Origin of the sequence: Mesorhizobium temperatum (genome assembly GCF_002284575.1) — a bacterium.
Taxonomy (GTDB): Bacteria; Pseudomonadota; Alphaproteobacteria; order Rhizobiales; family Rhizobiaceae; genus Mesorhizobium; species Mesorhizobium temperatum.
In genome coordinates this window covers 48,421-75,173 of record NZ_NPKJ01000072.1, presented here as the reverse complement: position 1 = coordinate 75,173, position 26,753 = coordinate 48,421, and the positions used below count along the sequence as shown (strand labels likewise).

At 62.0% G+C, this 26,753-nt stretch carries 28 protein-coding genes, 2 pseudogenes and 1 riboswitch; of the genes and pseudogenes, 21 read left to right on the top strand and 9 right to left on the bottom strand.

What is annotated here, in order from left to right:
* Positions 1-3: 3 nt before the first annotated feature.
* The 6 genes from CIT26_RS30635 to panB form a co-directional block, all read right to left on the bottom strand.
* Complete coding sequence (locus CIT26_RS30635; protein WP_095496031.1) at positions 4-414, bottom strand: DUF2285 domain-containing protein; 411 nt, start codon at positions 412-414, stop codon at positions 4-6.
* A gap of 58 nt (positions 415-472) precedes the next feature.
* Positions 473-847, bottom strand: a complete 375-nt coding sequence (locus CIT26_RS38960) for a transcriptional regulator domain-containing protein (protein WP_425350388.1) — start codon at positions 845-847, stop codon at positions 473-475.
* A 22-nt stretch (positions 848-869) separates the two neighbouring features.
* Complete coding sequence (locus CIT26_RS30630; protein ID WP_095496030.1) at positions 870-1,502, bottom strand: acyl-homoserine-lactone synthase; 633 nt, start codon at positions 1,500-1,502, stop codon at positions 870-872.
* A gap of 93 nt (positions 1,503-1,595) precedes the next feature.
* On the bottom strand, positions 1,596-2,321 hold the full coding sequence (locus tag CIT26_RS30625; RefSeq protein WP_095496029.1) for a helix-turn-helix transcriptional regulator: 726 nt from the start codon (positions 2,319-2,321) through the stop codon (positions 1,596-1,598).
* A gap of 154 nt (positions 2,322-2,475) precedes the next feature.
* On the bottom strand, positions 2,476-3,339 hold the full coding sequence (gene panC / locus CIT26_RS30620; protein WP_095496028.1) for a pantoate--beta-alanine ligase: 864 nt from the start codon (positions 3,337-3,339) through the stop codon (positions 2,476-2,478).
* A complete protein-coding gene (gene panB / locus CIT26_RS30615) occupies positions 3,336-4,172 on the bottom strand; it encodes a 3-methyl-2-oxobutanoate hydroxymethyltransferase (RefSeq protein ID WP_095496027.1) in 837 nt (278 codons plus the stop codon). The genes panC and panB overlap by 4 nt, the downstream gene beginning before the upstream one ends.
* 851 nt (positions 4,173-5,023) lie before the next feature.
* Here panB and CIT26_RS30610 point away from each other — a divergent pair.
* The 12 genes and pseudogenes from CIT26_RS30610 to glyA form a co-directional block, all read left to right on the top strand.
* Positions 5,024-5,989 carry an NUDIX hydrolase gene (locus CIT26_RS30610; RefSeq protein WP_095496026.1) on the top strand — a complete coding sequence of 322 codons (966 nt, stop codon included), beginning with the start codon at positions 5,024-5,026 and terminating at the stop codon, positions 5,987-5,989.
* A gap of 67 nt (positions 5,990-6,056) precedes the next feature.
* Entirely contained in the window at positions 6,057-7,031 is a 975-nt protein-coding gene (nadA, locus tag CIT26_RS30605) for a quinolinate synthase NadA (RefSeq protein ID WP_095496025.1), read from the top strand.
* Complete coding sequence (locus CIT26_RS30600; RefSeq protein ID WP_095496024.1) at positions 7,028-8,572, top strand: L-aspartate oxidase; 1,545 nt, start codon at positions 7,028-7,030, stop codon at positions 8,570-8,572. Before nadA ends, CIT26_RS30600 begins: the two co-directional genes overlap by 4 nt.
* Positions 8,569-9,423 (top strand): carboxylating nicotinate-nucleotide diphosphorylase, encoded by an 855-nt coding sequence (gene nadC / locus CIT26_RS30595; RefSeq protein WP_095496023.1) that lies wholly within the window; start codon positions 8,569-8,571, stop codon positions 9,421-9,423. Before CIT26_RS30600 ends, nadC begins: the two co-directional genes overlap by 4 nt.
* Before the next feature lie 103 nt (positions 9,424-9,526).
* Positions 9,527-10,525, top strand: coding sequence for a biotin synthase BioB (bioB, locus tag CIT26_RS30590; protein WP_095496022.1), 999 nt, complete (start codon positions 9,527-9,529; stop codon positions 10,523-10,525).
* Positions 10,522-11,661: an 8-amino-7-oxononanoate synthase gene (locus CIT26_RS30585; RefSeq protein WP_095496021.1), complete on the top strand. Its 1,140-nt coding sequence runs from the start codon at positions 10,522-10,524 to the stop codon at positions 11,659-11,661. Before bioB ends, CIT26_RS30585 begins: the two co-directional genes overlap by 4 nt.
* Positions 11,658-12,293 carry a dethiobiotin synthase gene (bioD, locus tag CIT26_RS30580; RefSeq protein WP_095496020.1) on the top strand — a complete coding sequence of 212 codons (636 nt, stop codon included), beginning with the start codon at positions 11,658-11,660 and terminating at the stop codon, positions 12,291-12,293. Before CIT26_RS30585 ends, bioD begins: the two co-directional genes overlap by 4 nt.
* On the top strand, positions 12,293-13,558 hold the full coding sequence (locus CIT26_RS30575; RefSeq protein ID WP_095496019.1) for an adenosylmethionine--8-amino-7-oxononanoate transaminase: 1,266 nt from the start codon (positions 12,293-12,295) through the stop codon (positions 13,556-13,558). The genes bioD and CIT26_RS30575 overlap by 1 nt, the downstream gene beginning before the upstream one ends.
* Entirely contained in the window at positions 13,555-14,538 is a 984-nt protein-coding gene (locus CIT26_RS30570) for a beta-ketoacyl-ACP synthase III (RefSeq protein WP_095496018.1), read from the top strand. Before CIT26_RS30575 ends, CIT26_RS30570 begins: the two co-directional genes overlap by 4 nt.
* A 126-nt stretch (positions 14,539-14,664) precedes the next feature.
* Positions 14,665-15,420 (top strand): carbonic anhydrase, encoded by a 756-nt coding sequence (locus CIT26_RS30565; protein WP_095496090.1) that lies wholly within the window; start codon positions 14,665-14,667, stop codon positions 15,418-15,420.
* Positions 15,421-15,525: 105 nt separating this feature from the next.
* Positions 15,526-15,759, top strand: a complete 234-nt coding sequence (locus tag CIT26_RS30560) for a hypothetical protein (protein WP_095496017.1) — start codon at positions 15,526-15,528, stop codon at positions 15,757-15,759.
* Positions 15,729-16,145: pseudogene (gene glyA, locus CIT26_RS30555) on the top strand (serine hydroxymethyltransferase); the annotation flags it as partial. The gene CIT26_RS30560 and the pseudogene glyA, both read left to right, overlap by 31 nt.
* 146 nt (positions 16,146-16,291) lie before the next feature.
* Here the strand turns inward: glyA and CIT26_RS37165 are convergent.
* Positions 16,292-16,603: a hypothetical protein gene (locus CIT26_RS37165; protein ID WP_206072834.1), complete on the bottom strand. Its 312-nt coding sequence runs from the start codon at positions 16,601-16,603 to the stop codon at positions 16,292-16,294.
* A gap of 59 nt (positions 16,604-16,662) precedes the next feature.
* Positions 16,663-17,997, bottom strand: a complete 1,335-nt coding sequence (gene hemN, locus CIT26_RS30545; RefSeq protein WP_095496089.1) for an oxygen-independent coproporphyrinogen III oxidase — start codon at positions 17,995-17,997, stop codon at positions 16,663-16,665.
* Positions 17,998-18,118: 121 nt separating this feature from the next.
* On the opposite strand from hemN, the pseudogene CIT26_RS38050 reads away from it, so the two are divergent.
* The 8 genes and pseudogenes from CIT26_RS38050 to CIT26_RS30510 all read left to right on the top strand — a co-directional run.
* Positions 18,119-18,450: pseudogene (locus CIT26_RS38050) on the top strand (DDE-type integrase/transposase/recombinase); the annotation flags it as partial.
* A 569-nt stretch (positions 18,451-19,019) separates the two neighbouring features.
* Complete coding sequence (locus CIT26_RS30540; protein ID WP_095496016.1) at positions 19,020-20,186, top strand: porin; 1,167 nt, start codon at positions 19,020-19,022, stop codon at positions 20,184-20,186.
* Between the two features lie 248 nt (positions 20,187-20,434).
* A riboswitch (TPP riboswitch) is annotated at positions 20,435-20,551 on the top strand.
* Between the two features lie 105 nt (positions 20,552-20,656).
* On the top strand, positions 20,657-22,486 hold the full coding sequence (gene thiC / locus CIT26_RS30535) for a phosphomethylpyrimidine synthase ThiC (RefSeq protein WP_095496015.1): 1,830 nt from the start codon (positions 20,657-20,659) through the stop codon (positions 22,484-22,486).
* On the top strand, positions 22,483-23,484 hold the full coding sequence (thiO, locus tag CIT26_RS30530; protein ID WP_095496014.1) for a glycine oxidase ThiO: 1,002 nt from the start codon (positions 22,483-22,485) through the stop codon (positions 23,482-23,484). Before thiC ends, thiO begins: the two co-directional genes overlap by 4 nt.
* Complete coding sequence (gene thiS / locus CIT26_RS30525; RefSeq protein ID WP_095496013.1) at positions 23,453-23,650, top strand: sulfur carrier protein ThiS; 198 nt, start codon at positions 23,453-23,455, stop codon at positions 23,648-23,650. Before thiO ends, thiS begins: the two co-directional genes overlap by 32 nt.
* Position 23,651: 1 nt before the next feature.
* The gene (locus tag CIT26_RS30520) at positions 23,652-24,425 is read left to right on the top strand and encodes a thiazole synthase (protein WP_095496012.1); all 774 of its coding nucleotides are present in this window, start codon (positions 23,652-23,654) and stop codon (positions 24,423-24,425) included.
* Positions 24,422-25,027: a thiamine phosphate synthase gene (locus tag CIT26_RS30515; protein ID WP_095496011.1), complete on the top strand. Its 606-nt coding sequence runs from the start codon at positions 24,422-24,424 to the stop codon at positions 25,025-25,027. Before CIT26_RS30520 ends, CIT26_RS30515 begins: the two co-directional genes overlap by 4 nt.
* Entirely contained in the window at positions 25,018-25,782 is a 765-nt protein-coding gene (locus tag CIT26_RS30510; RefSeq protein ID WP_095496010.1) for a hydroxymethylpyrimidine/phosphomethylpyrimidine kinase, read from the top strand. Before CIT26_RS30515 ends, CIT26_RS30510 begins: the two co-directional genes overlap by 10 nt.
* Before the next feature lie 156 nt (positions 25,783-25,938).
* Here the strand turns inward: CIT26_RS30510 and CIT26_RS30505 are convergent, their stop codons facing one another.
* Complete coding sequence (locus tag CIT26_RS30505) at positions 25,939-26,253, bottom strand: hypothetical protein (protein WP_095496009.1); 315 nt, start codon at positions 26,251-26,253, stop codon at positions 25,939-25,941.
* Between CIT26_RS30505 and CIT26_RS30500 the strand changes: the two genes are divergently transcribed.
* On the top strand, positions 26,231-26,752 hold the full coding sequence (locus tag CIT26_RS30500; protein ID WP_143747945.1) for a helix-turn-helix domain-containing protein: 522 nt from the start codon (positions 26,231-26,233) through the stop codon (positions 26,750-26,752). The genes CIT26_RS30505 and CIT26_RS30500 overlap by 23 nt on opposite strands.
* Position 26,753: the final 1 nt, after the last annotated feature.

Below are 26,753 nucleotides of genomic sequence, written 5' to 3'. Positions count from 1 at the left end.
CAATCACATCAGGAACTGTCTGTAGCCGCCGCCCATCAGGTAGCGGCCACGTTGGATGGCGCGACGCACCTGGTCGCGAAGATGGTTGCCTGGATGAGACCAATCTTCCTCGACACGCCGTCTCCCGAACAGGGCAATGGCGATCTCCTGATGGGATGCGCCGGCAAGCGAGCCATCCAAAGCCTGGAGCACGATACGCAGACGCCCTCCGCGAGGTTCCGGCGGAAGGCAAGCAGCTGCCAGGCGGCCGCAACCATTGATGTCATTCAGGAACTGAAGGGCAGCGACATGGAACTTCAGGTGCCGCGGCGGCACGATTGCGTCGACATACAGCAGCAACGGGCGGAAAACGGAGGCACCGGAAACGGCGATCTGCAGACTCCGACAATCCTCCCTCAGCAGCACGTGCTGCACGCCGGCAGGTGTCAGCAGGATGTCCTTGCCGCATGAGAGCGAAGAAAGATCAAGCGGTTCAAAATCGTGGTCGAGCCCAACCGGCTCCGCGGCCGCTCGTAGAATACGGGCGCAGTCGCGCGGATCCCAAAATACCCTTGCCGACGTCGCGTCCGATTGTGGCGCGTCCGCGAAAAAGAAGGCTCCATTGCCTGAGGAAAGATGATCCTGTCGTCAGCTCGATTATCTTGGTATCGGCGCGTGTTCTGACAATGCAGGCGGGCGGTGCAATCTTGGCGTGGTCGCGCTGGAATTGCGGATTGCGCCGAAGAAATTCCCATGCCCAGGCAGTGCGCGGCAATCGTCTGGCGTAGTGGTAAGCTTCGTGACGACGCCAATCCGGCCAGCATACACGACCGACCGTCGCATCCTTGGGCAGACCAGCATCCGTCACGGCTCAGGTGCCCACAATGGCGCTATGCCGACGGGCCTAGAACCGGTTGCCACAGCACCGGTCCGCTCAGACGTCCCCTGCTGCGGATGCGCAATAGGCTCGCGTGGGAAATCTCGAGAAAGCCGGCCACCGCCTCCGTTTTGCCGACGGGCATCGGCTGTCCGATGCGCGACAATGGCCACGTTGCGAGGCGAAGGATCCGTTCCATGCGCGTATCGGTCGCCGTTACTATCCGGGTGAGATCGTTGGCCAAGCCGAACTCGATCATGCCGGCGAAGAGTTCGTAGGTTGCCTGGGCCAGCCCGCCCGGTGCCTTGGGCGCTGACGGAGGGAGATCGAGCGCGAAACGACTGCTCTCCCATATGTCGGCAGTCGAGGGCACAATGTCAGCACCCAGCAGCACGGGGAACGTGTCGCGCAACATTGTGGGTCCGGTGCTGGGCAAAAGACGCACGCAACCGCGAATTCGCCAATCGGATCCCTTGAGAAGCAGATAGACAGGCTTGAAGCCATCAAATGCGTCGGTCTCTATTTCGTCCTCGGTCTGAACTTCCCAATCGAGCCTTTCCTTGAACACCCGATATCTGAGCCCGTGCATCTCTTTGAGCTCGCTTGCGAACTCGCCGTAAAGGTCCGGTGTTATCAGCTGCATCATGGTCGCCTCCGTGCGGGATGTGTTCCCGCCATCGAAGGGCAAAGCTGACGGTGATGCAGCCTGTAGACGTTTACAGCTATCTTGGCGGAAGGATCACGATCTCGCCTGACCGGACGCAGCCAGCCGCGCGATGGCTTGGTTGACCGTTCGCACGCCAAGCTTTGCCTTGGCGTTTTCCAGATGGAAGGTCACCGTGCGCTTCGAGACGCCGAGGATCTGGCTGACGTCCCAGGCCGACTTGCCGCGCGCCGTCCATTTCAGGCATTCGAACTCTCGCGGAGTGAGCGTTACACCATCCACCACGCGATCGTCGGCGAGCCTGCGCCGGACATGGATGTGAAAGTTGATCGCCACCAGCTGCAATGCTTTTTCATAACGTGTCAGTGACCGTAAAAGCGGCGGATGGGATTCGTCGGAAGCAAGGGTCAGTGCAGCAAATCGGCCACGATGATCATGCATGGACATCGTCAATCCGCCGCGGATGCCAAACTGAGCTGCGCTCTCCAGAATTTGTTGCTGCGACCTCGGCAAACACTGGCGACCGCGATCCACGCCCCAATCAAAAGTATCCCAGCCTTGCAGCCCGCGCAGGATGACCGGATCAAGGCTGTGGTACCGCTGCTGCAGATAACGTGAGGTCCAGCGCGAAGGATAGTTTGAGATCAAGCGCGGCGCATCGCCGGGGACCGACGGGTAAGTAAAATAGGCGAAGAGCGGAAAGTCGACGCCGGCGGCGGCGGACGCCATTGCCTCACTGAGATCGGCGGCATCAACGCTTGCATAGAGTTGCTCGACGAAGTCTTCAAACACGCGATGCATCTGCGCTTTGCATAACCTCCGTGGATGTTGGTCGATGCCAGACAGAGACTTTGGTTAAATGATCGGGTATTGATGCAACAAGTGCGCCGCCTTCATCGCCGCCATGGCTTTCCTACTACTGCTTGCGGATCGTGACCCAACGCCGAGAACCTCGTTAATTCGTTGAACCAATCGGTGATGTTGTGACGTTGTCGATGAGTCGTGTGTCGCCGAGCCAAGCGGCGACAAGCAAGCGTGCCGGTCGGTCAACGCTTGTCATCGGTTGCAGATCTGCCTCGCCGCGAAGCTCCAGGTATTCGACCTCGCGATAGCCCGCAGCCAGAGTCGCCGCGCGCGCCTCAGCAAGTGTTGCCAGGAGGGGACCGCCGCGCGCAAGCCGCTCAGCCGTCTCGACCAGGACCGATGCGAGTTTTGGGGCAATGGCGCGCTCGGCTGGCGAGAGCCGCACGTTGCGCGATGATAGAGCGAGACCATCGACTTCGCGGACCGTCGGACAAGCGACAACGGTGGTTGGAATATCCAGATCCTTGACCATACGCCTGACAAGCTGAAGCTGCTGAAAGTCCTTTTCGCCGAAAAAGGCGAAGTCAGCGCCGGTCTGCAGGAAGAGCTTGGCGACGACGGTCGCCACGCCATCGAAATGGCCCGGCCGGAACGCGCCGCACAGGCTCTCGCCGATAGCGGCCACCGAAACAGTCGTAGCGAAGCCCGCAGGGTACATCTCCTCGGCATCCGGCACATAGAGCAGGTGTGCGCCCAGCGGCACGAGCTTTGCAGCATCTTGGTTTTCCGTGCGGGGATAGGCGGTAAGGTCGGCGGCACTGTTGAACTGCTTGGGGTTGACGAACAGCGTCACGATTACCTGATCGGCCTGCTGAAGCGCTGCACGCACGAGGCTCAGATGTCCTTCATGCAAGGCCCCCATAGTCGGCACCACTGCGACACTTGCGCCCGAGCGGCGCCATCCAGCCACAACAGTGCGAAGCTCGGCAACGGTTCGAACGATCGGCACGCTCATGCGACCTCTCCGGCCTTCGATAGATCCGCATAGAGATGTTCGGCCGCCGGAAAGCGCCCTTCCCTCACATCGGCGGCGTAAGCGGCAATGGCAGCATCGGCCGCTAAACCAAGTTCGGCATAGCGCTTGACGAATTTCGGCCGGAAACCGGTGAACATGCCCAGAATGTCGTCGACGACCAGGATCTGCCCGTCGCAGGCGGCCGAGGCCCCGATCCCGATGGTGGGAATTGTGACTTCCGCGGTTATTCGCCGTGCCAAGGGTTCGGCAACTTTTTCCAGCACAAGCGCGAATGCGCCTGCTTCGGCAACAGCAACAGCGTCCCGCAAGATACCATCCCCGTCTTCGCCCCTGCCCTGGACCTTGTAGCCGCCAAAGACATTGACCGATTGCGGCGTCAGCCCGACATGGGCCATGACGGGAATGCCACGGCCGGTCAAAAACCGGATCGTTTCCGCCATGGCCTCGCCGCCTTCCAGTTTGACGGCGGCGCATCCGGTTTCCGCCATCAGCCGCGCAGCGTTGCGAAACGCCTGCTCGCGGCCCTCTTCATAGGAGCCGAACGGCATGTCGACGACCATCAGCGCCCGTTCAAGGCCGCGTCGGACTGCCTTGCCGTGCATGATCATCATGTCGAGCGTAACACCCAGCGTCGACGGCAGGCCATGAAGCACCATGCCCACGCTGTCGCCGACCAGGACTACATCGCAGTGCCGATCGACGAGCCGCGCAATGGGCGTGGTATACGCGGTCAGGCAGACAATCAGTTGCTTGCGCTTTCGGGCGGTGATGTCGGGCGGCATCAGCGCCTTTGATTCTACCGCTACACTCATCGGCATGTTTCCCTAGCGTCAAGTTGAGCGGAAAACCGTTTTGCATAGTTTTGTGCAGGTGCGAAGACGAAAACTGAACTGAATCAAAAAAATTGTGCACCGCGAACTGATGCGGTACGACAGCGAGAAGTGCTCTCCGATTGATCGAGTCCTTCCGGGTGTCGTTCAGCCCGAGCGGTTTGACTGCGGCGAGGGCGCGGTTCACGTTCAGAATCGATGTTGGGTCACAAGGCCTACCGAAATACATTGTCGCGAAACGAAGCAATGACTGAACACAAGACCAAGCTGTGGCGCGGGGCATAAAAGCCGGCCGTGGTATTCGATCGCTGCCGAACTGATAGCAATTCTGGTCGCGGTGACCGGTGGCCAAGCGCGCGCATGACGATCGAATGCGTAAAGCCTTGCGTTCCGGCCAGTTCGAGCTTGGACATCGATCGCTACAAGCTGTGAGGGATTGGGGCGAGCAGCAGACGCGCCACTTGGCTAAAAGCACGATCTCGCAATACGGACGCTTGGCAATGAGGTTCGTGTATGCGGTGAGGCAGACGAGGGGATTTTCCCCTTTTCGTCACGATCTGCGGCGGCAGCGTCGAAGTCCTTACATCTTCCGTCACGTCAAGTGTCACGCCAAGCGTGAAGGGCAATCACGCTCATGGCGCCCCCTTCCCCAACGGTAGCCAATCGGCGGGTCGCATTTGGCATAGATTTGTGCAGATGCGACGGGCAAAGACCAAGAAGTGATCGAGTGTGCCGTTCTGGGCGAACGTTGACGAGCAGTAGGCAGCAGTTCACCCTTCGCTCGCGTTGATCCTTCGGGAGCGACTTGATAATCGGAATTTCATCAAACCCCAATGCAAGACTCGACAACACAGACGACGAAGCAGGCCGGAAGGAACAAACGAAGCCAGGCCGTCAGCGCGGACCTGATCGCCGTCGTCATTGCCGTGACAGATGGTGAGCCACGCGTCCTGACCATCGAGCAGGCTCAAGCTTTGCCGTCCGGTCCTTTTGAACTCGGCCATCGCTCCTTGCAGTCGGGTCTGAGGGCCTGGGTGGAGCGGCAGACCGGTCATCCGCTGGGTTATATCGAACAGCTCTATACCTTCGCCGATCGTGACAGGACCGGCGACGAGCGCGTGCAGATATCGATCAGCTATCTCGGCCTGACGCGGGAAGAGCAGGCCCAAGGGCCTTCAACGCAAGGGTGGCGAGGCTGGTACGACTATTTTCCGTGGGAAGATCACCGCGCGGGCGTGCCGCTCATCCTGCCCGATATCCTCGTCCCCCGACTCTTGGCCTGGGCCGGCGACGCCGAAGACCCGAACATGCGCCGCGATCGGCGGCAGCGCGTGGTATATGCCTTCGGATTGGATGACTGCGACTGGAACGAAGAACTCGTCCTGCAGCGATACGAACTGCTCTATGAAGCCGCGCTGGTGGCCGAGGCCACACGTGGCCGAGATAAGGGCAGCGCGCCGGTCGTTCCCGGTCGGACGATGATTGCCGACCATCGCCGCATTCTTGCGACGGGGATCGCCAGGCTGCGAACCAAGATCAAATACCGCCCCGTCGTATTCGAGTTGATGCCGCCGGCATTCACGCTGCTGCAATTACAGCGCACCGTCGAAGCGCTCGCCGGCAGGCTCGTGCACAAGCAGAACTTCCGCCGTCTTATCGAACAGCAGAACCTGGTCGAAGAGACAGGCGAGACGACGTCGGACACAGGCGGTCGCCCGGCCAAGCGCTTCCGCTTCCGCCAGACGGTTTTGGCGGAACGAACTGTCGCAGGGACGAAATTGCCGCTGTCACGTGCTTGACATTCCTTATGCTCAAGGTAAGCATATGCCCTAATTATACTCATTTAGAGCATAAAGAGGGCCAGGCATGCTCAACGTCTCCGCGCGCACAGCTGCGCTCTACGACCGCGTGCGGAGGATCATCCCGCCCATCGAATGGCCAGCATTCGCCGGCGATATCGACGCCATTCTCGATTTGAAGCGGCAGCGAAACGCCGTCATCCTGGCGCACAACTATCAGACGCCGGAGATTTTCCACTGCGTGGCCGACATCGTCGGCGACAGTCTGGCGCTTGCCCGCAAGGCGATGTCCACCGAAGCCGATGTCATTGTGCTCGCCGGCGTGCATTTCATGGCCGAGACGGCGAAGCTGCTCAATCCGCAAAAGACGGTGCTAATCCCCGACTTGCACGCCGGCTGTTCACTGGCGGACTCGATTACCGCCGAGGACATCCGTGTGCTGCGGCAAAGCTATCCGGGCGTGCCTGTTGTCACCTATGTCAACACGTCGGCCGAAGTGAAAGCCGAGTCCGATATCTGCTGCACGTCGGGCAATGCGAAAGCCGTGGTGGAGTCGCTGGGGGTTCCTCGGGTGATCATGTTGCCCGACGAATATCTGGCCCAGAATATCGCCGCCCAGACCGACGTCGAGATCATTGCCTGGAAGGGCCATTGCGAGGTGCATGAGCGGTTCACGCCAGCCGACATCCGCCAGCTGCGCGAGGACCATCCGGGCGTGACGGTGCTGGCGCATCCCGAATGCCCGCCCGACGTGGTGGCCGAAGCTGACTTTTCCGGTTCGACCGCTGCCATGTCCGACTACGTCGAAACGCGAAGACCGCCCCGTGTCGTGCTGATGACCGAATGCTCGATGAGCGACAATGTCGCGATTGCGCATCCCGAGGTCGAGTTCATCCGGCCATGCAATCTTTGCCCGCATATGAAGCGGATAACACTCGCCAACATCCGCTCGGCACTCGAGCAGAACCGACATGAGGTGAGGATCGAGCCAGAGATTGCAGGACGAGCACGGCTCCCGATCGAGCGGATGCTCGCCGTATGAGCGCGGATGTCCGCAGCTTCTTTGGCCGGCCTATTGTCATAGGCGGCGGCATTGCCGGATTATTGACTGCGCTTCATCTAGCGCCGGAACCGGTGCTGATTTTGTCCAGGACGCCGCTCGGATCTGAGGCATCGAGTGCGTGGGCGCAGGGCGGGCTGGCCGCCAGCTTTGGCGCTGACGACGATCCGGTACTGCATCTCGCCGACACGCTCGCCGCCGGCGATGGGCTGTGCGATGCAGAAATCGCAAGCCGCATCCTCCGCGCGGCTCCCAACGCGATTGAGACCCTGGCGAGCCTTGGGGTCCGCTTCGATCGGACGCCTGAAGGAGCACTGCTCCTGGGATTGGAGGCCGCGCACGGCCGCCGGCGCATCGTTCATGCCGGCGGCGACGGCAGTGGACAGGAAATCATGTGCGCGCTGGTCGAGGCCGTGCGTTCTGCTCCGTCGATTGTGGTCGTCGAGGGTGTGGAGGCGCGGCGACTGGCGGTGGAGGACAATACGGTCCGGGGTGTTTGGGCAAGCTGTTCGAAGAGTCCTGTGTTCTTGGGTACGGGACGGGTCGTCCTCGCCACGGGTGGGATTGGCGGACTGTTCCTTGACAGCACCAACCCATTGGGCAGTTGCGGACAGGGCCTGGCGCTTGCGGCGCGCGCCGGTGCTGTGCTTGCCGATCTGGAATTCATCCAGTTTCACCCGACCGCGCTCGACGGGCCGGATCGCCCGATGCCGCTGATCAGCGAGGCGGTTCGCGGCGAAGGCGCGAAGATTGTCGACGAAACAGGCCAGCGCTTCCTCGAAGGCTTGCAGGATGCGGAACTCGCGCCGCGCGATGTCGTGGCGCGAGTCATCTGGACGCATCTTTCAAACGGCCATCGCGCCTTTCTCGATGGTCGAGAAAAGCCTGGCCCGACATTCGCACAGCAGTTTCCGACGATCGCATCAGCCTGCCGGCGCGCAGGCATCGACCCGGGGCGCGACCTCATTCCCATACGGCCGGCCCAGCACTATCACATGGGCGGCGTCGCGGTGGATCAGGACGGACGTACCTCCGTTGCCGGACTGTGGGCTTGCGGCGAAGTCGCCTCGACCGGACTGCACGGCGCCAACAGGCTTGCCAGCAACTCGCTGACGGAGGCGATCGTATGCGCGCGCTGGGTCGCCGAAAGTGTGGCGGGATCTCCGATCGGTGTCAGAACACGATCAACGGCAAGGGAAATTCCGGCGCCAAATCCACTCTCCTTGCGCCCTCTCCTCTCACGCACCCTTGGCGTGAAGCGTGATGGTGAGGTCTTGCGCGAGGCCGTGAGCAGATTGCTTCCTCTGGCCAAACGCCACGATGCGGCGTCCGATCCCGCGGCCATCGGGCTGATGATCGCAATCGCCGCCCTGCTACGCCAGGAAAGTCGCGGTGCTCACTACCGAACGGACTTTCCCGATCGTGCGATCGTCGCCCGCCACTCCAGGCTCACGCTCGATGAAGCCTTAGCGGCAGCCGAGGATCTTTCATGTTCGTCAACGCTTGAAGAGTTTGTACAATGAACCTCTCGCCGCTTCCCGTAATCATGCTTGAGCCACTGGTGCGGGCAGCCCTTCTGGAAGATCTCGGCCGGGCGGGTGATCTGACGACCGATGCCATCGTACCGAGGGGCCATCATGCGACGGTCGTGCTGTCGGCGCGCCAGACTGGAGTTGTCGCCGGGCTCGATCTGGCAATGCTCGCCTTCCAGCTCATCGACCAGAACGTCGATATGACCGTGGAGCGAGCCGACGGCAGCGAAGTCGCGCAGGGAGAGACCATTGCATCAGTGGCTGGCCCGGCCCGGGCCATTCTCACGGCGGAACGGACGGCGCTCAATTTCTTGTGCCATCTGAGCGGCATCGCCACGGCGACGGCAGCGATTGTCAATTCGATCCGCGGGCAGAATGCAAAAGTCGTCTGCACCCGCAAGACGACGCCCGGATTGCGGGCTTTGGAAAAATACGCAGTGCGGGCCGGTGGCGGCTCCAACCACCGCTTCGGCCTCGACGACGCGATTCTGATCAAGGACAACCACATCGCCTTCGCCGGCGGAATTCGCACGGCAATGGAGCGGGCGCGAAGCAGCGCCGGCCATCTGGTCAAGATCGAAGTCGAGGTCGATACGTTGGCCCAGTTGGAAGAGGCCTTGGCGCTTGCCCCCGACTGTGTCCTGCTCGATAACATGTCGCTGGACGAATTGCGCCAGGCAGTAGCATTGGTTGCCGGCCGGGCGGTCACCGAGGCATCGGGCAGGATCACCGCCACTACGGCACCCGCCATCGCTACGACCGGCGTCGATCTGATTTCCATCGGCTGGCTGACGCACAGCGCGCCGATCCTAGACATCGGCCTCGACTATCGGCAGTCATGATCGACTGACGAGCGGACGGCAGCGGACCGATAAACTTTCCGGTCGCCGTCAATCGACCAGCAAAGAAGCCGTAAAGGCCGGAACCCCAAGGAACAGGATAAAGATGCACGCATCGAATTCGACGACGACAATGCCACAGGCGCAATCCACTGATGGCGGGACTTGGACCCTGGAAAAGGCCCGGGCACTTCACGATGCACCCTTCAATAATCTCCTCTTCCTGGCGCAAACCGTTCACCGCCAGAATTTCGATCCGAACAAGGTCCAGCTCAGCCGGCTTCTCAGTATCAAGACAGGCGGATGCCCCGAGGATTGCGGCTATTGCAGCCAGTCCGCTCATCACGAAACCGGCCTGAAGGCGTCAAAGCTGATGGAGGTCAGGCGCGTCATAGCCGAGGCGACCAAGGCGCGTGACGCCGGCGCAACCCGCTATTGCATGGGCGCGGCCTGGCGAAACCCCAAGCCGCGCGACATGGAAGCGGTGGTGGCGATGATCGAGGGCGTCAAGGCGCTGGGCATGGAGACCTGCATGACGCTCGGCATGCTCGATCTTGAGCAGGCAGCTCGTCTGAAACAGGCTGGCCTCGACTACTACAACCACAACATCGATACGTCAGAACGCTACTACAGTGAGATCATCAGCACGCGCAGCTTTGCTGACCGGCTCGATACGCTCGAGCAGGTTCGCCAATCCGGCATCAAGGTTTGCTGCGGCGGCATTGTTGGCATGGGCGAAGAGCAGGTGGACCGGATCGACATGCTGGTCACGCTGGCAAATCTGCCGGAGCATCCCGAAAGCGTTCCGATCAACATGCTGATCCCGATCGCCGGCACCCCGCTTGCCGAAGCCAAGCCGATCGAGCCGATCGAATTCGTGCGTGTGATCGCGCTGGCGCGCATCATGATGCCGAAATCACATGTCCGTCTTTCCGCCGGCCGCACCGCGATGACCGACGAGATGCAGGCACTATGCTTCTTTGCCGGCGCCAACTCGATCTTCGTCGGGGATACGCTGCTGACGGCGGACAATCCCGGCGAAGACAAGGATACGCTTCTGTTCCGGCGCCTCGGCATCGAGCCGATGGAACTCGACACGCAATGAACGGGGCACCGCTGGCCCGATATGAGGCGACCTTGCAGGGGCTGGCGCGCAAGGACCGGCTGCGGACGCTGGCGCCCCGCGCCGGGCTCGACTTCTCGTCGAACGACTATCTCGGGCTTGCTGCCTCCAGGAGACTTGGCGATGCGGTTGCGGCTGCCATTGCGCGGGGCACGCCGGTTGGCGCCACCGGGTCGCGGCTGTTGCGCGGCAACGCGCCGGAACACGAGGCACTGGAGGCGGACGCGGCGGCGTTCTTCGGGGCCGACCGCGCGCTGTACTTCGGCAGCGGTTACATCGCCAACTTCGCTCTGCTGACCGCGCTGCCGCAGAAGGGCGACCTTCTGATCCTCGACCAGCTCGCCCATGCCAGCATGCATGAGGGCGCGCAGGCCGGACGCGCCGAGTTCAAGCTGGCTGCGCACAACGACGTCGATGCTGTCGAGGACGCGATCACGCGCTCGCGCGCTGAAGGTGGCATCGGGCGTGTGTGGATCGCGTTCGAAAGCCTCTACAGCATGGATGGCGACCGCGCGCCGATGGAGAACCTGGTCGCGCTTGCCGATCGGCACGAGGCATTCCTTATTGTCGACGAGGCGCATGCCACCGGCGTCTGCGGACCGGACGGCCGCGGCCTCGCCGCCGCGTTCAAGGGCCGCGACAACATCGTCGCGCTCCACACATGCGGCAAGGCGCTCGGCGCGTCCGGCGCACTGGTCACAGGACCGCGAACGCTGTGCGACTATCTCGTCAACCGTTGCCGGCCATTTATCTACGCCACCGCGCCATCGCCGCTGATGGCGGTCGCGGCGCGCGAAGCGCTCGCCATGCTGTCCGACGAGCCCATGCGCCGTGTTCAGCTGCATGAGCGCGTTGCCTTTGCGGGCCGGCAACTGGCAGAGCGCTGCGGCGTGGTGCCCAGCGGCTCGCAGATCCAGCCATTCTTCATCGGCGACGTCAGGCGCACCGTGGCAGTGGCGGCGGCACTGCAGGCCCGCGGCTTCGACATACGCGGCATCCGTCCGCCGACGGTGCCCGAGGGCACTTCGCGTCTGCGGATTTCGCTGACGCTCAACGTCGACGAAGCCGACATTTCGGCCATGGTCGATGCGCTCGTCGAGGTGTTGGCCTCGGCATGACCAAGCGCATCGTCATCACCGGAACAGACACCGGAATTGGCAAGACGGTGTTTTCGGCCGGGCTAGCCGGCCTGCTCGACGGCTTCTACTGGAAGCCGGTGCAATCGGGCCTCGACGACGAGACCGACAGCGAGGTGGTTGCGCGGCTCGCCGGCCTACCGCCAGGGCGCGTGCTGCCGGAAGTCTACCGCTTGAGCAAGCCGCTGTCGCCGCATCGTTCGGCTGAGATCGACGGCGTCGCAATCGAGGCGGCAAAGCTCTCGCTTCCAGCCTTGCCGGGTCCGCTTGTCATCGAAGGGGCTGGCGGGCTGATGGTGCCGCTCAACCGACAGACAAGGTTCATTGACATATTCGCACAATGGCGGCTGCCGGTCATTCTGTGCGCCCGCACCGCGCTCGGCACGATCAACCACACCCTGCTTTCGATCGAGGCTCTGCGGGCCCGCTCAATCCCGATCATAGGCGTCGCCTTCATCGGCGACGAAGCGGCCGATACGCAAAGGACAATCGTGGAATTCGGCGATGTGCCGCAGCTCGGCAGGCTGCCGCTGCTCGATCCGCTGACGAACGAAACGCTGAGGGAGGCGATGGTTGCCGGCTTTGACCTTGCCTCGATTGCCGGAGGCGAATGATGTCGCAGTCTCAAGTCTGGCATCCGTTCACGCAGCACGCGCTTGAGCCGGCGATTCCAGAAATCGTGCTGACGGAGGGAGCCTATCTCCACAAGGCCGACGGCGCGCGCATCCTGGACGCCATTTCGTCCTGGTGGGTCGTCACGCATGGCCACCGTCACCCCCGCATCATGAAGGCTATCGAGACAACCGCGACAAGCCTCGACCAGATCATCTTCGCAGGTTTCACGCACGAGCCGGCCGAACGTCTGGCCAGAGCGCTTGTCGGTCTCGCTCCTTCTGGACTCGATTGGGTGTTCTATTCCGACAGTGGCTCGACCTCCGTCGAAGTCGCATTGAAGATGGCCCTCGGCTATTTCCGCAACATCGGCGCGCCGCGCTCGCGCATCGTCGTCATGGAGCACAGCTATCATGGCGACACCATCGGCACGATGAGCGTCGGCGCCCGCGGCGTGTTCAACGCCGCTTACGAGCCCTTGCTGTTCGAGGTCGACACCATTCCCTTCCCGACCGCGGGGCGCGAGCAGGAAACGCTGGATGGGTTCGAGGCAATCTCCCGCGACCGACGAGCGGCCGCGCTGATCGTCGAGCCGCTCGTGCTCGGTGCCGGCGGCATGCTGATGTATCCGGCTTCGGTTCTGACCGAATTGAAGAAGATTGCCGAAGCCTCCGGCACGCTCGTGATCGCCGATGAGGTGATGACCGGCTGGGGCCGCACCGGAACCATGTTCGCCTGCGAGCAGGCCTCCATCTGTCCGGACATCTTGTGCACCTCGAAGGGCTTGACCGGCGGTGCGGTCCCGCTGGCGGCCACGCTTGCCACCGATGCCATCTTCCAGGCCCACTATTCCGAGGACCGAAAGAAGACGTTTTTCCACTCGAGTTCCTACACCGCCAATCCGATTGCCTGCGCGGCCGCGCTCGCCAATGTCGAGATCTGGCACGACGAGCCCGTGGCCGGGCGGATCGCGTCGTTGAGCGCGATGCAGGCCGCCGGACTTCGGCGCTTTCGCGACAATCCGTTCTTCACCGACAGCCGGGCGACCGGCACGATCGCGGCCCTCGATTTGCGCGCCGGCTCTGCCGGCTATTTCGCCGAGATCGGGCCGAAGCTGCGCGCATTTTTCCTCGACCAGGGGCTGCTTGTGCGTCCGCTCGGCAATGTCCTCTACCTTCTCCCGCCCTATTGCATCACCGGCGACGAGTTGGACGGACTCTATGACGCGATCGAAGAAGCCGGCGAACGCTTCGGTTCGAGGCCATGAGCAGATCGTCGCGCATTCTGGGGTTTGGCCATCATGTGCCCGGGCGAAAGGTCGAGAACCCGGAAATCGAAAACCGTCTCGGGCTCGAACCCGGCTGGATCGAGCGGCGCACGGGCATTCGCTCGCGCTTCTGGGCAACGGACGAAGACACGCTGTCTGGCCTTGCCGCGCATGCCGGCGACATGGCGCTGGCGAACGCCAGTATCGACCGCAGCGACATCGGTCTGCTGTTGCTTGCCACCTCGACGCCCGACCACCTTCTGCCGCCCAGTGCGCCGCTGGTCGCACACCGGCTCGGGCTAGGGCGGGCGGGCGCGGTCGATCTGACCGGCGCCTGTGCCGGCTTCATCTATGCGCTGATGTTCGCGGACGGATTCACCCGGCTGCATGGCAAATCGGCCCTCGTCATTGCCGCCAACATCCTCAGCCGTCGCATCAATCCGGCCGAACGCGCCAGCGCCGTACTTTTTGCCGATGCCGCCGGCGCGGTGGTGATTGGTCCCGGCGACGACCCGGATCGCGGCATTCTCGGTGCTTCGGTGGATTCCGACGGCTCGCGCTACGGGCTGATCCAGATTCCCGCGGGAGGAAGCAACAAGCCGTTCCACGGCAACCTTGACCTCGAGCAAACCCGGATGACGATCACCGACGGCCGTGAAGTGTTCGCCAAGGCCGTGGACATGATGACTGCCTGCTCGCGGGACGCACTCACTGCTGCCCGCACACGCCCGCAAGACATCGATCGGTTCGTACCGCATCAGGCCAATGCCCGCATTTTCGAAGCGGTCGGGCGAAACCTCGGCATTGCCGATCAAGCGATCGTCAAGACGATCGTCGAATATGGCAATTCTTCCGCGGCGACGATCCCGCTCTCCCTGTCGCTGGCCAATCAGGCGGAACCGTTTCGGCAGGGCGAGAAAATCCTCCTGGCGGCGGCAGGGGCAGGTCTCAGCGGCGGCGCGCTCGTCGTTGAAATTTAGCCCAGCGACCAGCCGCAGGACGGTTCATGCATGACAGACAGGACAGCATCCACGCCACCGTGCAACCTAATTCTCTGCGGGCGCAGAGGCATTTGATCCCATAGCAGAAAAGGAGTGAACGAACACATGCAACGGCGCAATTTGATTAGGGGATTCATAACATTGGGCGCATGCGCGATCTGCGCGCGGGCAGGTTTTGCCGACGAGGGCGTCCACTGGAGTTATCAAGGAAAAGGCGGTCCAGAGCATTGGGGCGCCCTCGATGGCGCGAACGCCGCGTGCTCGGCCGGCGCGCAGCAGTCGCCCCTGAACCTGACGGGGGCCATCAAAGCGGATATCCCGCAGATTGGCATCGACTGGAAGGCAGACGGCGGCACGATCGTCAACAACGGCCACACGATTCAGATCAACGTACCGGAAGGCAGCACGCTCACCCGGGGCGGCAGGACCTACGACCTGCTGCAATTTCACTTCCACGCGCCGAGCGAACATCTGGTGGAAGGCAAGACCTTCCCCATGGAGGTGCACTTCGTCCATAAGAATCGCGAAAGCGGAGGGCTCGGCGTGCTTGGCGTCTTCCTGACACCGGGTGCGAAAAACGAGGCACTTGCAAGCCTCGCGGCAGCTTTCCCGGCTGAGGCGGACGGCGAGGCCTCGGTTGAGGATCTGGATCCGAACGGCCTCCTACCGGCCTCGCTGGACTATTGGAGCTACGAGGGCTCGCTGACGACGCCGCCATGCTCGGAGATCGTCGACTGGATGGTGGCACGTGAGCCGCTGCAGGTTGGTGCCGCCGACATCGACAAGTTCACCGCGCTTTACCCGATGAATGCGCGACCGGTGCTGGCGCCGAACCGCCGTTTCATCCTGACCACAAGCTGACAGCGAGCCCGCAGCGTTAAGGGGCTGGAGGACAAATCAGTACACTGGGTGCGGATCGCAATGCAGCAACAGCTGTTTCCATGGCATCGCGATCCGCATCCTTGAATGGTTGGACGACTGATTTCCTGCCTTGAAATCACCGCCATATTCGGCGCGGCGGTTGGTGCAAATTTTTCCGGCCCTGCAGAGGCCGGGCAGCGATTTCCGAAGGAACATGTTTCGCGCGCTCATATCGAATGGTGCTATGAGATCAGTGCGTATCGCCTCTTGGGCAGCACCTCCGTTGACGCAAACGGCCAGCGCCCGCGGTCGATTGCCGCGTTCACGAACTGCTTCTAAGACAGGAGCGGCAGGAGCGGACGACGCTCAAACTGATCGCTTCCGAGAACTTCGCCTCTTCGGCCGTGCTGCAAGCGACCGGCTCGATCTTCGCGAAGTACGCCGAGGGGTACCTGGGTGCGCGCTACGCGGGAAACGAGATCGTCGATGAGCTTGAAAATCTCGCCATTGAGCGCTTGAAAACATTGTTTGGCAGCGAACACGCCAACGGCCCGCCTTATTCCGGCTCGCCGGCCAATCAGGCTGTCTATCGAGCACTTTTGAGCCCCGGTGACAAAGTCATGGGCTTGCCCATTCCTGAAGGGGGCCATCTGACTCATGGTTGGGCCGTCAACTTTTCCGGCACTGATTGTCGACGCGTCCCCTATGGGATGCACGACAGATCTCTGTGTCCCGGCGGACGAGCCTGGCGCACCGATCCCCCCGCATGAGCGATCATGAATGTCCTGGTCTAAGGCGCCGCGTCGCCAGCCTCACCGCCGCCTTCGAGCTCGCCATACGCGGCGCGCAGTGACCGTTGCGGAGGTAATGCCTAGACTTGGTGGCAATGGGTCGCCGGCGCATGTTGGCGCCGTGATGCGCGCGTGAAAGCGCCGATCAGCCGGTGCTGGATCTCGGACGTGACGCCGCCGACTGGTGTGATGCGGCAACGCCCGGCCAGGTGACGCGAACCGGGCGTGGCCGCGCCGGGTGATCTTGAGCGATTCGCCAGCCGCATCTCGGGCGTGTCGATGGAGAGGAAATTACGCTCCTTGAGCCCGACCTCGCCCGCCGCTTCCGCCGCGGTTTGCTCTTCCGCGGCGAGGTCCATCCCGACCAGCGCCAGGTAGCGGCGGCATTTCATGGGGCGTCGAATTCCGCTTCTGCGTCGACTTGGCTTTCGCTCATGCCGATTCGCCGTGCTTACGGGGCGACCCGGTCTAGAAAAGCATCGAATGCGGCAGCAACGGCGCGAATCACAAAGCGATGCTCCTGCCGCACGCGAATGAAACCCTTTTCGACGTCCACTATCCCGTCCTCGGCCAGCATCGCCACGACTTCAGCTGAATCGAGAAAACGGATCGGATCAAATCCATGGGCGGCACAGATTGCCGGCACATCAGCCTCGAGATCGCACATTAGCCGCTCGATGATTGCTGCTCGCACGCGGTCTTCGTCAGCGAGACGGTAGCCCTTCGATGTCGCCAGACGGCCAGCTGCGATGTGGCGGGTGTAGGAATCGCGTGTAACCTCGTTCTGGACGTAACCCTCGCCGACACGGCCGATAGCCGACGGACCGAAACCGATCAGGGTTTTGCAGGTGTCGGCCGAATAACCCAGCGAGTTGCGCCGCATGCAACCGGTTTTCTGTGCCAGCGCGAGCTCGTCCTCCGGCAAGGCGAAATGGTCGAGCCCGATCTCTCGGTAGCCGGCGGCAACCAGCGTCTCGGCCACGGCCGCAGCCTGTTCGGCGCGGGCAGCGCTGTCCGGCAGTGCTGTCTCCTCGATCTGGCGCTGATTCTTTATTACGGACGGAATGTGCGCGTAGCCGAACACCGCAAGCCGGTTGGGGCGCATGGCCACCGCCGCCCTTGCGGTCTGGACGCAGGACTGCACCGTCTGATGCGGGAGACCGAAGATGAGGTCGAAATTGATGCGGCGTACTCCATGCCGGCGCAGCTGTTCGACGGCAGCCGCCGTTTGCGCCTCACTCTGGACCCGGTTGATCGCTTTTTGAACAATGGGATCGAAGCTCTGCACGCCGAGGCTCGCGCGGTTCACGCCCGCTGCTCCTAAGGCTTCGGCCATCTCGGCCGTGAACGTGCGTGGGTCGATCTCGACGGCAACCGTAGCCGTTTTCCTGAACGTGAAGCGGCGGCGCAGGAACTCCATCAGTGCGAGGAACTCAGCTGGCCCGATGAGGGTCGGCGTTCCGCCGCCGAAATGCACGTCGCTCACGGGCAGTGCCCGCGGCGTTTGCTCCGAGACCAAACGGATCTCGTCACGCAGCACCGCCAGATAATTGAGGATCGGCGCATCCCGGCGGGTGATGGTGGTAGGGAAGCCGCAATACCAGCACATCGACCGGCAGAACGGAACGTGGAGATAGAGTGACACTGGTTCGTCAGCCGGTAGGTCCCTGAGCCATTCCCCATAAGTCTTGGCACCGACCGCCGCGGAGAACTCCGGCACAGTCGGATAGATGGTGTACCAAGGCAGGCGGGCCTCGCGATATTTTGTCAGGATTGAGGTCTGCAACAGTTCCCTTCCTATGCTGATAACCATCATCCTTACCGCTGCGCTCTCCTGTGTCTCTGCGCTATGTCAATTCGTTCGCTTCGGCGCGAACCTTGTATTTCGCCAATGTGAATGCTCATAGAAGCATTGGCTGTGGCCCGCCGTCGATCAGGACGGGAATGTGCTGGATGAGATCGTCCAGGTCCGCCGCAATGCTAAGGCTCCCAAGCGCCTACTGCCTCGTTGCTGAAAGCAGGGCTGCGCCCCTCAAGGGGCATGATAATCGACAAATCGCGCCCCTATGGCGGCAAAGCGCCAGGTGGTGCCGCAAGTCGAGCATCGCTCGCACAAGGGACTTAACAATCGCGCCGAGAACTCGCATGTGCTGCTGCAAAAACAGAACGGGCCATGCACAGCTTGCGATCCAGAGGCGGTTTACAAGGGTCCGTGTCGATCTTGTCAGCCTTGCGAAATCACTTGTCCGGATCTGATTGGCAAGCTGGCGCCCGGGATCATGACCAGCTTCGCCACGACCGAGGCGTGGCCCTCCGCCCTAACGATGATGACGCTTACTTGGCTGGGCCATGCTCCAAAAGCCGCATGACGACCTCGCTCGTGACTATTGTGTCGGCGTCAGTGGAGCATCTCCACTGACGTACCGAGACGGTGGTGCCGCATGATGTCTCAATCTCGAGGTTTCATAGCAAACAAAAGCTCTCGCCATTGAACGAAATTGTCGCGTATCGAACAGACGAATCACATCCGAAACGTTGCTTTTCGTGCTCAGCTTGACCCTCAAAGCAAAAAAGAAGGAAGCGCCACCAAGGTGCGCCAGCCAACTTGGGTGTCAGCGCGCAGCTACCTCTTCAGGATGGCACGTCACTTGCCCAGTCAACTTTGGAAGCCGTTGTGACGGTCTACCCACAACTAGCGGAGATGACCGTGGCGATTGGCTCAGAAGTGCTGAATCCCTCGGTCCAACCGACTTTGGCTGAAGAGCTGCGTCGAGGCGCAGCACGCCGGGCATAGGAGTTGCAGTCATAATGAACATCACGAGCCTTCTTCTCGGCTCAGCTGCAGCCCTGATCGCAGTTTCCGGTGCTCGCGCCGCCGACGCGGTGACGGTCGCCGAGCCGGAACCGACCGAATACGTCAAGATCTGCGACGTCTACGGCGCCGGCTACTTCTATATCCCTGGCATTGAAACCTGCCTGCGCATCGGCGGCTATGTCCGTTACGACATTGGCCTCGGCGATGTCCGATCGTATGACCGCGCAAGAACCTCCGATGTGAGGACTGGCGAGGATCAAGGTACATGGCGAAACAACACGCTCTTCACGTTCAAAACTTGGACTCGCCAGGAGACCGAACTCGGCATGTTGAAGACCTATACCGAAACCCGCATGAACTTCGGTAACCGCAACGCTTATTCGGGTCCGGACAGTCCTCAGAACTATGCCTTCAACAGAGGCATCACGTTGACTTCCGCCTGGATTCAGCTTGGTGGCCTCCGAGTTGGTAAGGACTGGTCGGCCTTTGATACATTTATTGGATACGCTGGGAACGTCCTCAATCAGATGCTTGTTCCGTACGGCGACTTCGATACAAACGTGGTTCAGTACTACTTTGACGCCAGTAACGGCTTTTCGGCTGTGGTTTCATTCGAAGAAGGCTCTGGCGTAGTCGGTACTATCGACAGCTATGTTCCGCACGTCGTCGGCGGCGTGAAATATACGCAAGGCTGGGGCGCGGTTACGGGCGTTATCGCCTATGACAGCAATTACGAATCGGTGGCCGGCAAGGTCCGCGTCGACGTCAATGTCACCAACGAACTGTCGCTATTCGGAATGTTCGGCTACGGCTCCAACGGCAAGCTCAACGATGACTCCTCTAATGTTATCGACGCCAATGGCCGTGGCTTCTACAAGCAGTGGGGCGGTAACTGGGCCTTCTGGGCCGGCGGCACTTACAAGTTCAACGAGAAAACTTCGTTCAACCTTCAGGTCTCAGGTGATCAGCTCAAGAACTATGGCGTGGCTGCAAACGTCGTCTATACGGTCGTTCCAGGTTTCACGGTCACAGCCGAAGTCGACTATGACGACTACGGCAACTTCGGAGTCGTCATGGTCGACCCTTCCAACGTGAACTGGACTAACGCCGACAAAAAGAACAGCGTCGGCGGCATCCTCCGTTTCCAAAGCTCATTCTAACGGAATAAAAAGCTGCATCTCGGTGGTCCGATTGAGCGGATCGAGGCGATCTACGCGCAAACCTTTGGTGCCGATTGAAGGCGTAATCATCATAAGGATCGACGGTTTGGCGTTCCCCTTATCCCTGCCTGGTCTCCCGGGCGTGCGCCCGACACATGCGCGAGCTTTCCTCCCGGGTCTCACGGGCCGCCGATCAGCGCCGCGGGCCGAATGCGCTTGACAAGAGAGCGCCGGCCCGTTCAACCTGAGGCATTCACCAGGGGAGTCCCGGCAAGGGGCTGAGATACTGCTGGCTTTCGCGGCGCAGTGACCCGTTGAACCTGATCCAGTTCATACTGGCGTAGGGACGGTGCAAGCGCTTTGCGGGAGTTCACGCCCGAAGACCTGTTTCCAAGCAGGTAGATCAAAGCGTCTTTTCATCCTTCCGGCACAGAACTGGGTCTCCAATGCATGAGCAAAGGAGCCTCAAGATGAATGCCCTCACCCCAGCCGTCTCGACGGGACCGCTGCCCGCCTCCAGGAAGATCCACAAACCCGGCACGATCCACCCGCAGATCAGGGTGCCGATGCGCGAAATCTCCGTCCATCCGACGGCCGGCGAGCCGCCCGTCATCGTCTATGATCCGTCCGGCCCCTATACCGACCCGACCGTCGAAACCAGCATCGAAAAGGGCCTCGCACGGATTCGCCACGAATGGATTACCGGGCGGGGCGATGTCGAAGCCTATGACGGCCGCCATGTCCGGCCGGAAGACAATGGATTCGCGGCGGGCGAGCGCCTGACACCGGAATTTCCAGTCCGCAATCGGCCGCTCAGGGCCAGATCAGGCAGGGCGGTGACCCAACTTGCCTATGCGCGCGCCGGCATCGTCACACCCGAAATGGAGTTCGTCGCCATCCGTGAGAACCTCGGCCGCGAGATCCTGCGCAGCAAGCTTGAGCGCGACGGCGAATCCTTCGGCGCATTGATACCGGATTTTGTCACGCCGGAATTCGTTCGCGACGAGGTGGCCCGCGGACGGGCAATCATTCCCGCCAACATCAATCATCCCGAGAGCGAGCCGATGATCATCGGGCGCAATTTCCTGGTGAAGATCAACGCCAATATCGGTAACTCGGCGGTCACCTCCTCGATGGCCGAAGAGGTCGAAAAAATGGTCTGGGCGATCCGCTGGGGCGCCGATACGGTGATGGACCTGTCGACCGGGCGCAACATCCACAACATCCGGGAATGGATCGTCCGCAATGCGCCGGTGCCGATCGGCACGGTGCCGCTTTACCAGGCGCTCGAAAAGGTCGGCGGCATTGCCGAGGACCTGACGTGGGAGGTCTACCGCGACACGCTGATCGAGCAGGCCGAACAGGGCGTCGACTATTTCACCATCCATGCGGGCGTGCGGCTGCACTACATCCCGCTGACCGTCGATCGGGTCACTGGCATCGTCTCGCGCGGCGGCTCGATCATGGCCAAATGGTGCCTCCACCATCACCGGGAAAGCTTCCTGTACGAGCATTTCGCCGAGATCTGCGACATCTGCCGCGCCTATGATGTGTCCTTTTCGCTCGGCGACGGCCTTCGCCCCGGCTCGATCGCCGACGCCAATGATGCGGCCCAATTCGCCGAATTGGAAACGCTCGGCGAGCTGACGAAGATTGCCTGGGCGAAGGATTGCCAGGTGATGATCGAGGGGCCTGGCCATGTGCCGATGCACAAGATCAAGGAGAACATGGACAAGCAGCTTGCTGTCTGCGGCGAGGCGCCGTTCTATACGCTTGGACCGCTGACGACCGACATCGCGCCGGGCTATGACCACATCACCTCAGGCATCGGCGCCGCCATGATCGGTTGGTTCGGCACCGCCATGCTATGCTACGTCACGCCCAAGGAGCATCTCGGCCTTCCCGATCGCAACGACGTCAAGATTGGCGTGATCACCTACAAGATAGCCGCCCATGCCGCCGACCTGGCGAAGGGCCATCCGGCAGCGAAAGTCAGGGATGACGCCCTTTCCCGCGCGCGCTTCGAGTTTCGCTGGGAAGACCAGTTCAACCTGTCGCTCGACCCCGAAACCGCGCGCTCCTTCCACGACGAGACCTTGCCGAAGGAGGCGCACAAGCTGGCGCATTTCTGCTCGATGTGCGGGCCGAAATTCTGCTCGATGCGCATCTCCCACGACATTCGGGCCGAGGCACAGAAAAAGGGCATGGCGGCGATGGCCGCGAAGTACCGCGAGGGTGGCAATCTCTATATGCCGGTGGACGGCGAACCGCCCATGCCGAAGATGCCGGAGCCGTCATGAGGGTGCTGGTCAAAGGGGCCGGCGTCGCTGGCCTCACCGCCGCCTTCGAGCTCGCCACACGCGGCGCGGCGGTGACCGTTGCTGAGACAAGGCATAGCCTTGGCGGCAATGCGTCCTGGTTCGCCGGCGGCATGTTGGCGCCATGGTGCGAGCGTGAAAGCGCCGAGCAGCCGGTGCTGGATCTCGGACGCGACGCCGCCGACTGGTGGGATGCGGTGCTGCCGGGTCAGGTGACGCGCGCCGGAACACTGGTCGTGGCCGCGCCGCGCGATACTGGCGAACTCGACCGGTTCGCCAGCCGTACGTCGGGCCATCGGCGTGTCGATGAAGACGAGATTGCGCTCCTGGAACCCGACCTCGCCGGCCGCTTCCGCCGCGGATTGCTGTTCCCCGACGAGGCCCATCTCGACCCGCGCCAGGCAATGGCGGCACTTCATGACAAGCTTGCGGCCATGGGCGTCGAATTCCGCTTCGGCGCCGACGCCCGGCATGGTTCCGGTTTCGATCGCCAGATCGACTGCACGGGAATGGCCGCCGTCGATGACAGGCTGCGCGGCGTTCGCGGCGAAATGCTGATCCTGCGCACGACTGATATCTCGCTGTCGCGCCCGGTCAGGCTGCTGCATCCGCGATTTCCGCTCTATGCAGTGCCGCGCACCGAGCATCGTTTCATGATCGGCGCGACGATGATTGAAAGCCAGTCCGCCGGACCGGTCACGGCGCGTTCCATGATGGAGCTCCTGGGTGCCGCCTGTGCCCTCCATCCGGCCTTTGGCGAGGCCGAGATCGTTGAAACCGGTGTCGGCGTTCGTCCGGCCTTTCCCGACAACCTGCCGCGCGTCGAAACGAGCGGAGACACCGTCGCGATCAACGGGCTCTATCGTCACGGTTTTCTCCTCGCCCCCGCCATGGCGCGCCAGGCTGCCGACCTGGCTTTCAGTCAAGACAGAACCAAGGAGCTTGCTCATGAAACTGATGGTCAACGGCGAAGCGCTTGAGGTTGCCGCCACCACGCTGGCCGAGCTGCTTGCCGTACTCGACTATGAGGGCGATTGGCTGGCAACGGCCGTCAACAGCGACCTCGTGCACAAAGCCAACCGGGCGGGGTTCCAGTTGAGCGACGGCGACCGGATCGAAATCCTCTCACCCATGCAGGGGGGCTAGCATGTTCGATCTTCTTGGAACGACGCTTGCCTCCCGCCTGCTTCTCGGCACGGCTCAATATCCTTCGCCTGCCATCCTTGCCGATGCGGTCAAGGCGTCGGGCACGGCGGTGGTGACCGTCTCCTTGCGCCGCGAGATGGCGGGCGGCAGGGCCGGCGAAAAATTCTGGTCGCTGATCCGTTCGCTCGGCACAAGAATCCTGCCCAACACGGCCGGCTGCCACTCCGTCAAGGAAGCGGTCACGACCGCGAAAATGGCGCGCGAAGTCTTCGGGACGAGCTGGATCAAGCTCGAAGTGATCGGCAACCACGACACTCTGCAGCCGGATGTGTTCGGCTTGGTCGAAGCCGCCCGCATCCTGTGCGAGGACGGCTTTTCGGTATTCCCCTATACCACCGACGACCTTGTCGTCGCCGAGCGGCTGCTGGAGGCGGGCTGCAAGGTCTTGATGCCCTGGTGCGCGCCGATCGGTTCTGCTCTCGGAATAGTCAACATAACGGCGCTGCGCTCGATGCGCGGCCATTTCCCTGATGTCCCGCTGATTGTGGATGCAGGGCTCGGGCGACCTTCGCACGCGGCAACTGTCATGGAACTCGGCTTTGACGCCGTGCTGCTGAACACGGCGGTCGCCAAGGCGGCCGATCCAGTCGGCATGGCGCGCGCATTCGGCAAGGCGGTCGATGCCGGCCGTGAAGCTTTCAGCTCGGGAATGCTCGAACCGCGCGAGGTCGCCGTGCCATCGACGCCGACGATCGGCAGGGCAGCTTTTTCATGAGGCTTGATCCCTTCTACCTGATCGTCGACAGCGCCGCCTGGATCGAACGGCTGGTGCCGCTAGGCGTGAAGCTGGTGCAGCTTCGCATCAAGACCATGGATGAGGCCGGGTTGCGCACCGAAATCCGGAAGGCGAAGGCCTTGTGCGCGCAGCACCAATGCCAACTCATCGTCAACGATCACTGGCGCCTGGCGATCGAGGAAGGCTGTGCCTTCGTGCATCTTGGCCAGGAGGATCTGCAAACCGCCGACCTCGCGTGGATACGAGCAGCCGGCATGAGGCTCGGACTGAGCACGCATGATCATGTCGAACTGGAAACGGCCATGGCCGCCAGGCCCGACTATATCGCGCTCGGCCCCGTCTATCCCACTATCCTGAAGAAGATGAAATGGGCCCCGCAAGGGCTCGAACGGATCAGCGAGTGGAAGCGCCGGGTCGCACCGATTCCATTGGTCGCCATTGGCGGCCTCAACCCTGGCCGGCTCGTCGATGCTTTCGAGGCTGGCGCAGACAGTGCTGCAGTGGTCACCGACATTACGTTGAATGTCGATCCGGAAGCGCGCACGCGAGAATGGATCGAAAAGACAAAGCCATGGCGCTGAGGCGAGAACCGCATGTGCTTGTCGTCGGTGGGTCGGACCCCAGCGGGGGTGCCGGAATTGCACGCGATATCGAGACGATCTCTTCCATTGGTGCGCGCACCTGCATTGCCGTCACCGCACTAACGGTGCAGACGCACGAAGCCGTCATGGAAATCCATCATTTGCAACCCCGCCTGGTGGCGGATCAGATGTGCGCTGCGCTGCAGGCCAACGAGGTGGCGGCCGTCAAGATCGGCATGCTCGCAACGGCCGAGATCATCGTTGCCGTTGCCGCCGTACTGCGCGAAAGTCCGCAGGTGCCGGCAATACTCGACCCGGTGCTGGCCTCCACGTCAGGCCGGGCACTCCTCGAAGCAGACGCCATCGCCATCATGAAGCGTGATCTGATGCCGCTTTGCCGTCTGGTCACACCCAATCTCATCGAACTTGCGCTTCTTGTCGGGGCAGAACACGCGGTCGACGAGGACGGCGCAGTCAGGCAGGGCCGGAAATTGCTGGCAGCTGCCGAAACTCACGCGCTGCTGATCAAGGGCGGCCACGCATCGGGACCCCGATCGACCGATATTCTGTTGCGCTCGGATCAAGAACCAATCCGCTTCGACACGCCGCGCCTTGCCATATCGATGCGCGGGACGGGTTGCATGCTGGCCAGCGCGATTGCGGCACATCTGGCGAACGCGAGCCCGCTTGAAGACAGCGTTCGCAAAGGCAAAGGGTTTGTTTTCGAGAAGCTGAAGAAGAATGCAGCCACGTGACAGCGACTCGCTGCATGTGCGCACTATGCGGTCCGCTTGGTCGTACCGCCAGTGTAGACTTCAAGCGCCGACACTCATGGACATGACCAGCGGGAGCGCCTCCGCTGGTAGAACCTCCTTTCGAACCGGCGCATCGACATTGATGGTCCGCTCAGGCTAGCCAACCGCTGCCTGGAGCGCGTTCGCCTTCCGCTCCCTCCATCGGCCGAACCATGTCGGTGAGGAACGAACCCTGCGTAAATAGCTTATCGCGGAAATAGGTTCATAGCCGCGCGATGCCCGCGCTTTGACGTGGTCACGCCCGATGGCGTACTTCAGCTCCTGGAGGACGTGGAGATGGGCAGCAACCATCTCGTCGTCCGTGACCTCCATATTGGGGGCGATGCCCAGGTCCAGTGGGGATGGTCCAAATTGCGCAAGCTCGGTCGGGTGATCGCGGAGAAGCTGGATGTCGACTACATCGAAGTTCATGGAGCGGTTCGGACAACGGGTGCGAACCCGGGACGTCGTCCGGGTGTCGTCAGGCTCTCCCGTCCGGCTGAGTCTCAGCTTTCTTCACGGCGCGAATACTCCTGAGGCTGCTCGGGTTCTCGTCAGGAGACAGCTGCCGCTGAGGACGGCCCACGCGGTCCTCACGGAGATGGTTGATCACGGCAAGGCATTCGTGACGGTTCCTTGCGTCGACGACCTCCGGTCACTGAAGGATGAACTCTCGTCCGCAGGAGTGATCGCGAAGGTTCATGCGCCGCGGCCGATAAGCGTCCGCGAGGTCCGAGATCGCACGAAGCTCTCCCAGGAGGCATTCTCCGTGAGGTATGGCCTCGATCTGGCAACGCTTCGAAACTGGGAGCAAGGTCGCTCGGAACCGGATGCAGCGGCGAATACCCTCCTATGGACCATTGCCCGGAATCCGGAAGCAGTCGAAGAATCCCTCGACATGGAGGACGAAGTGGCTGCCCCGTCGCCCTAGG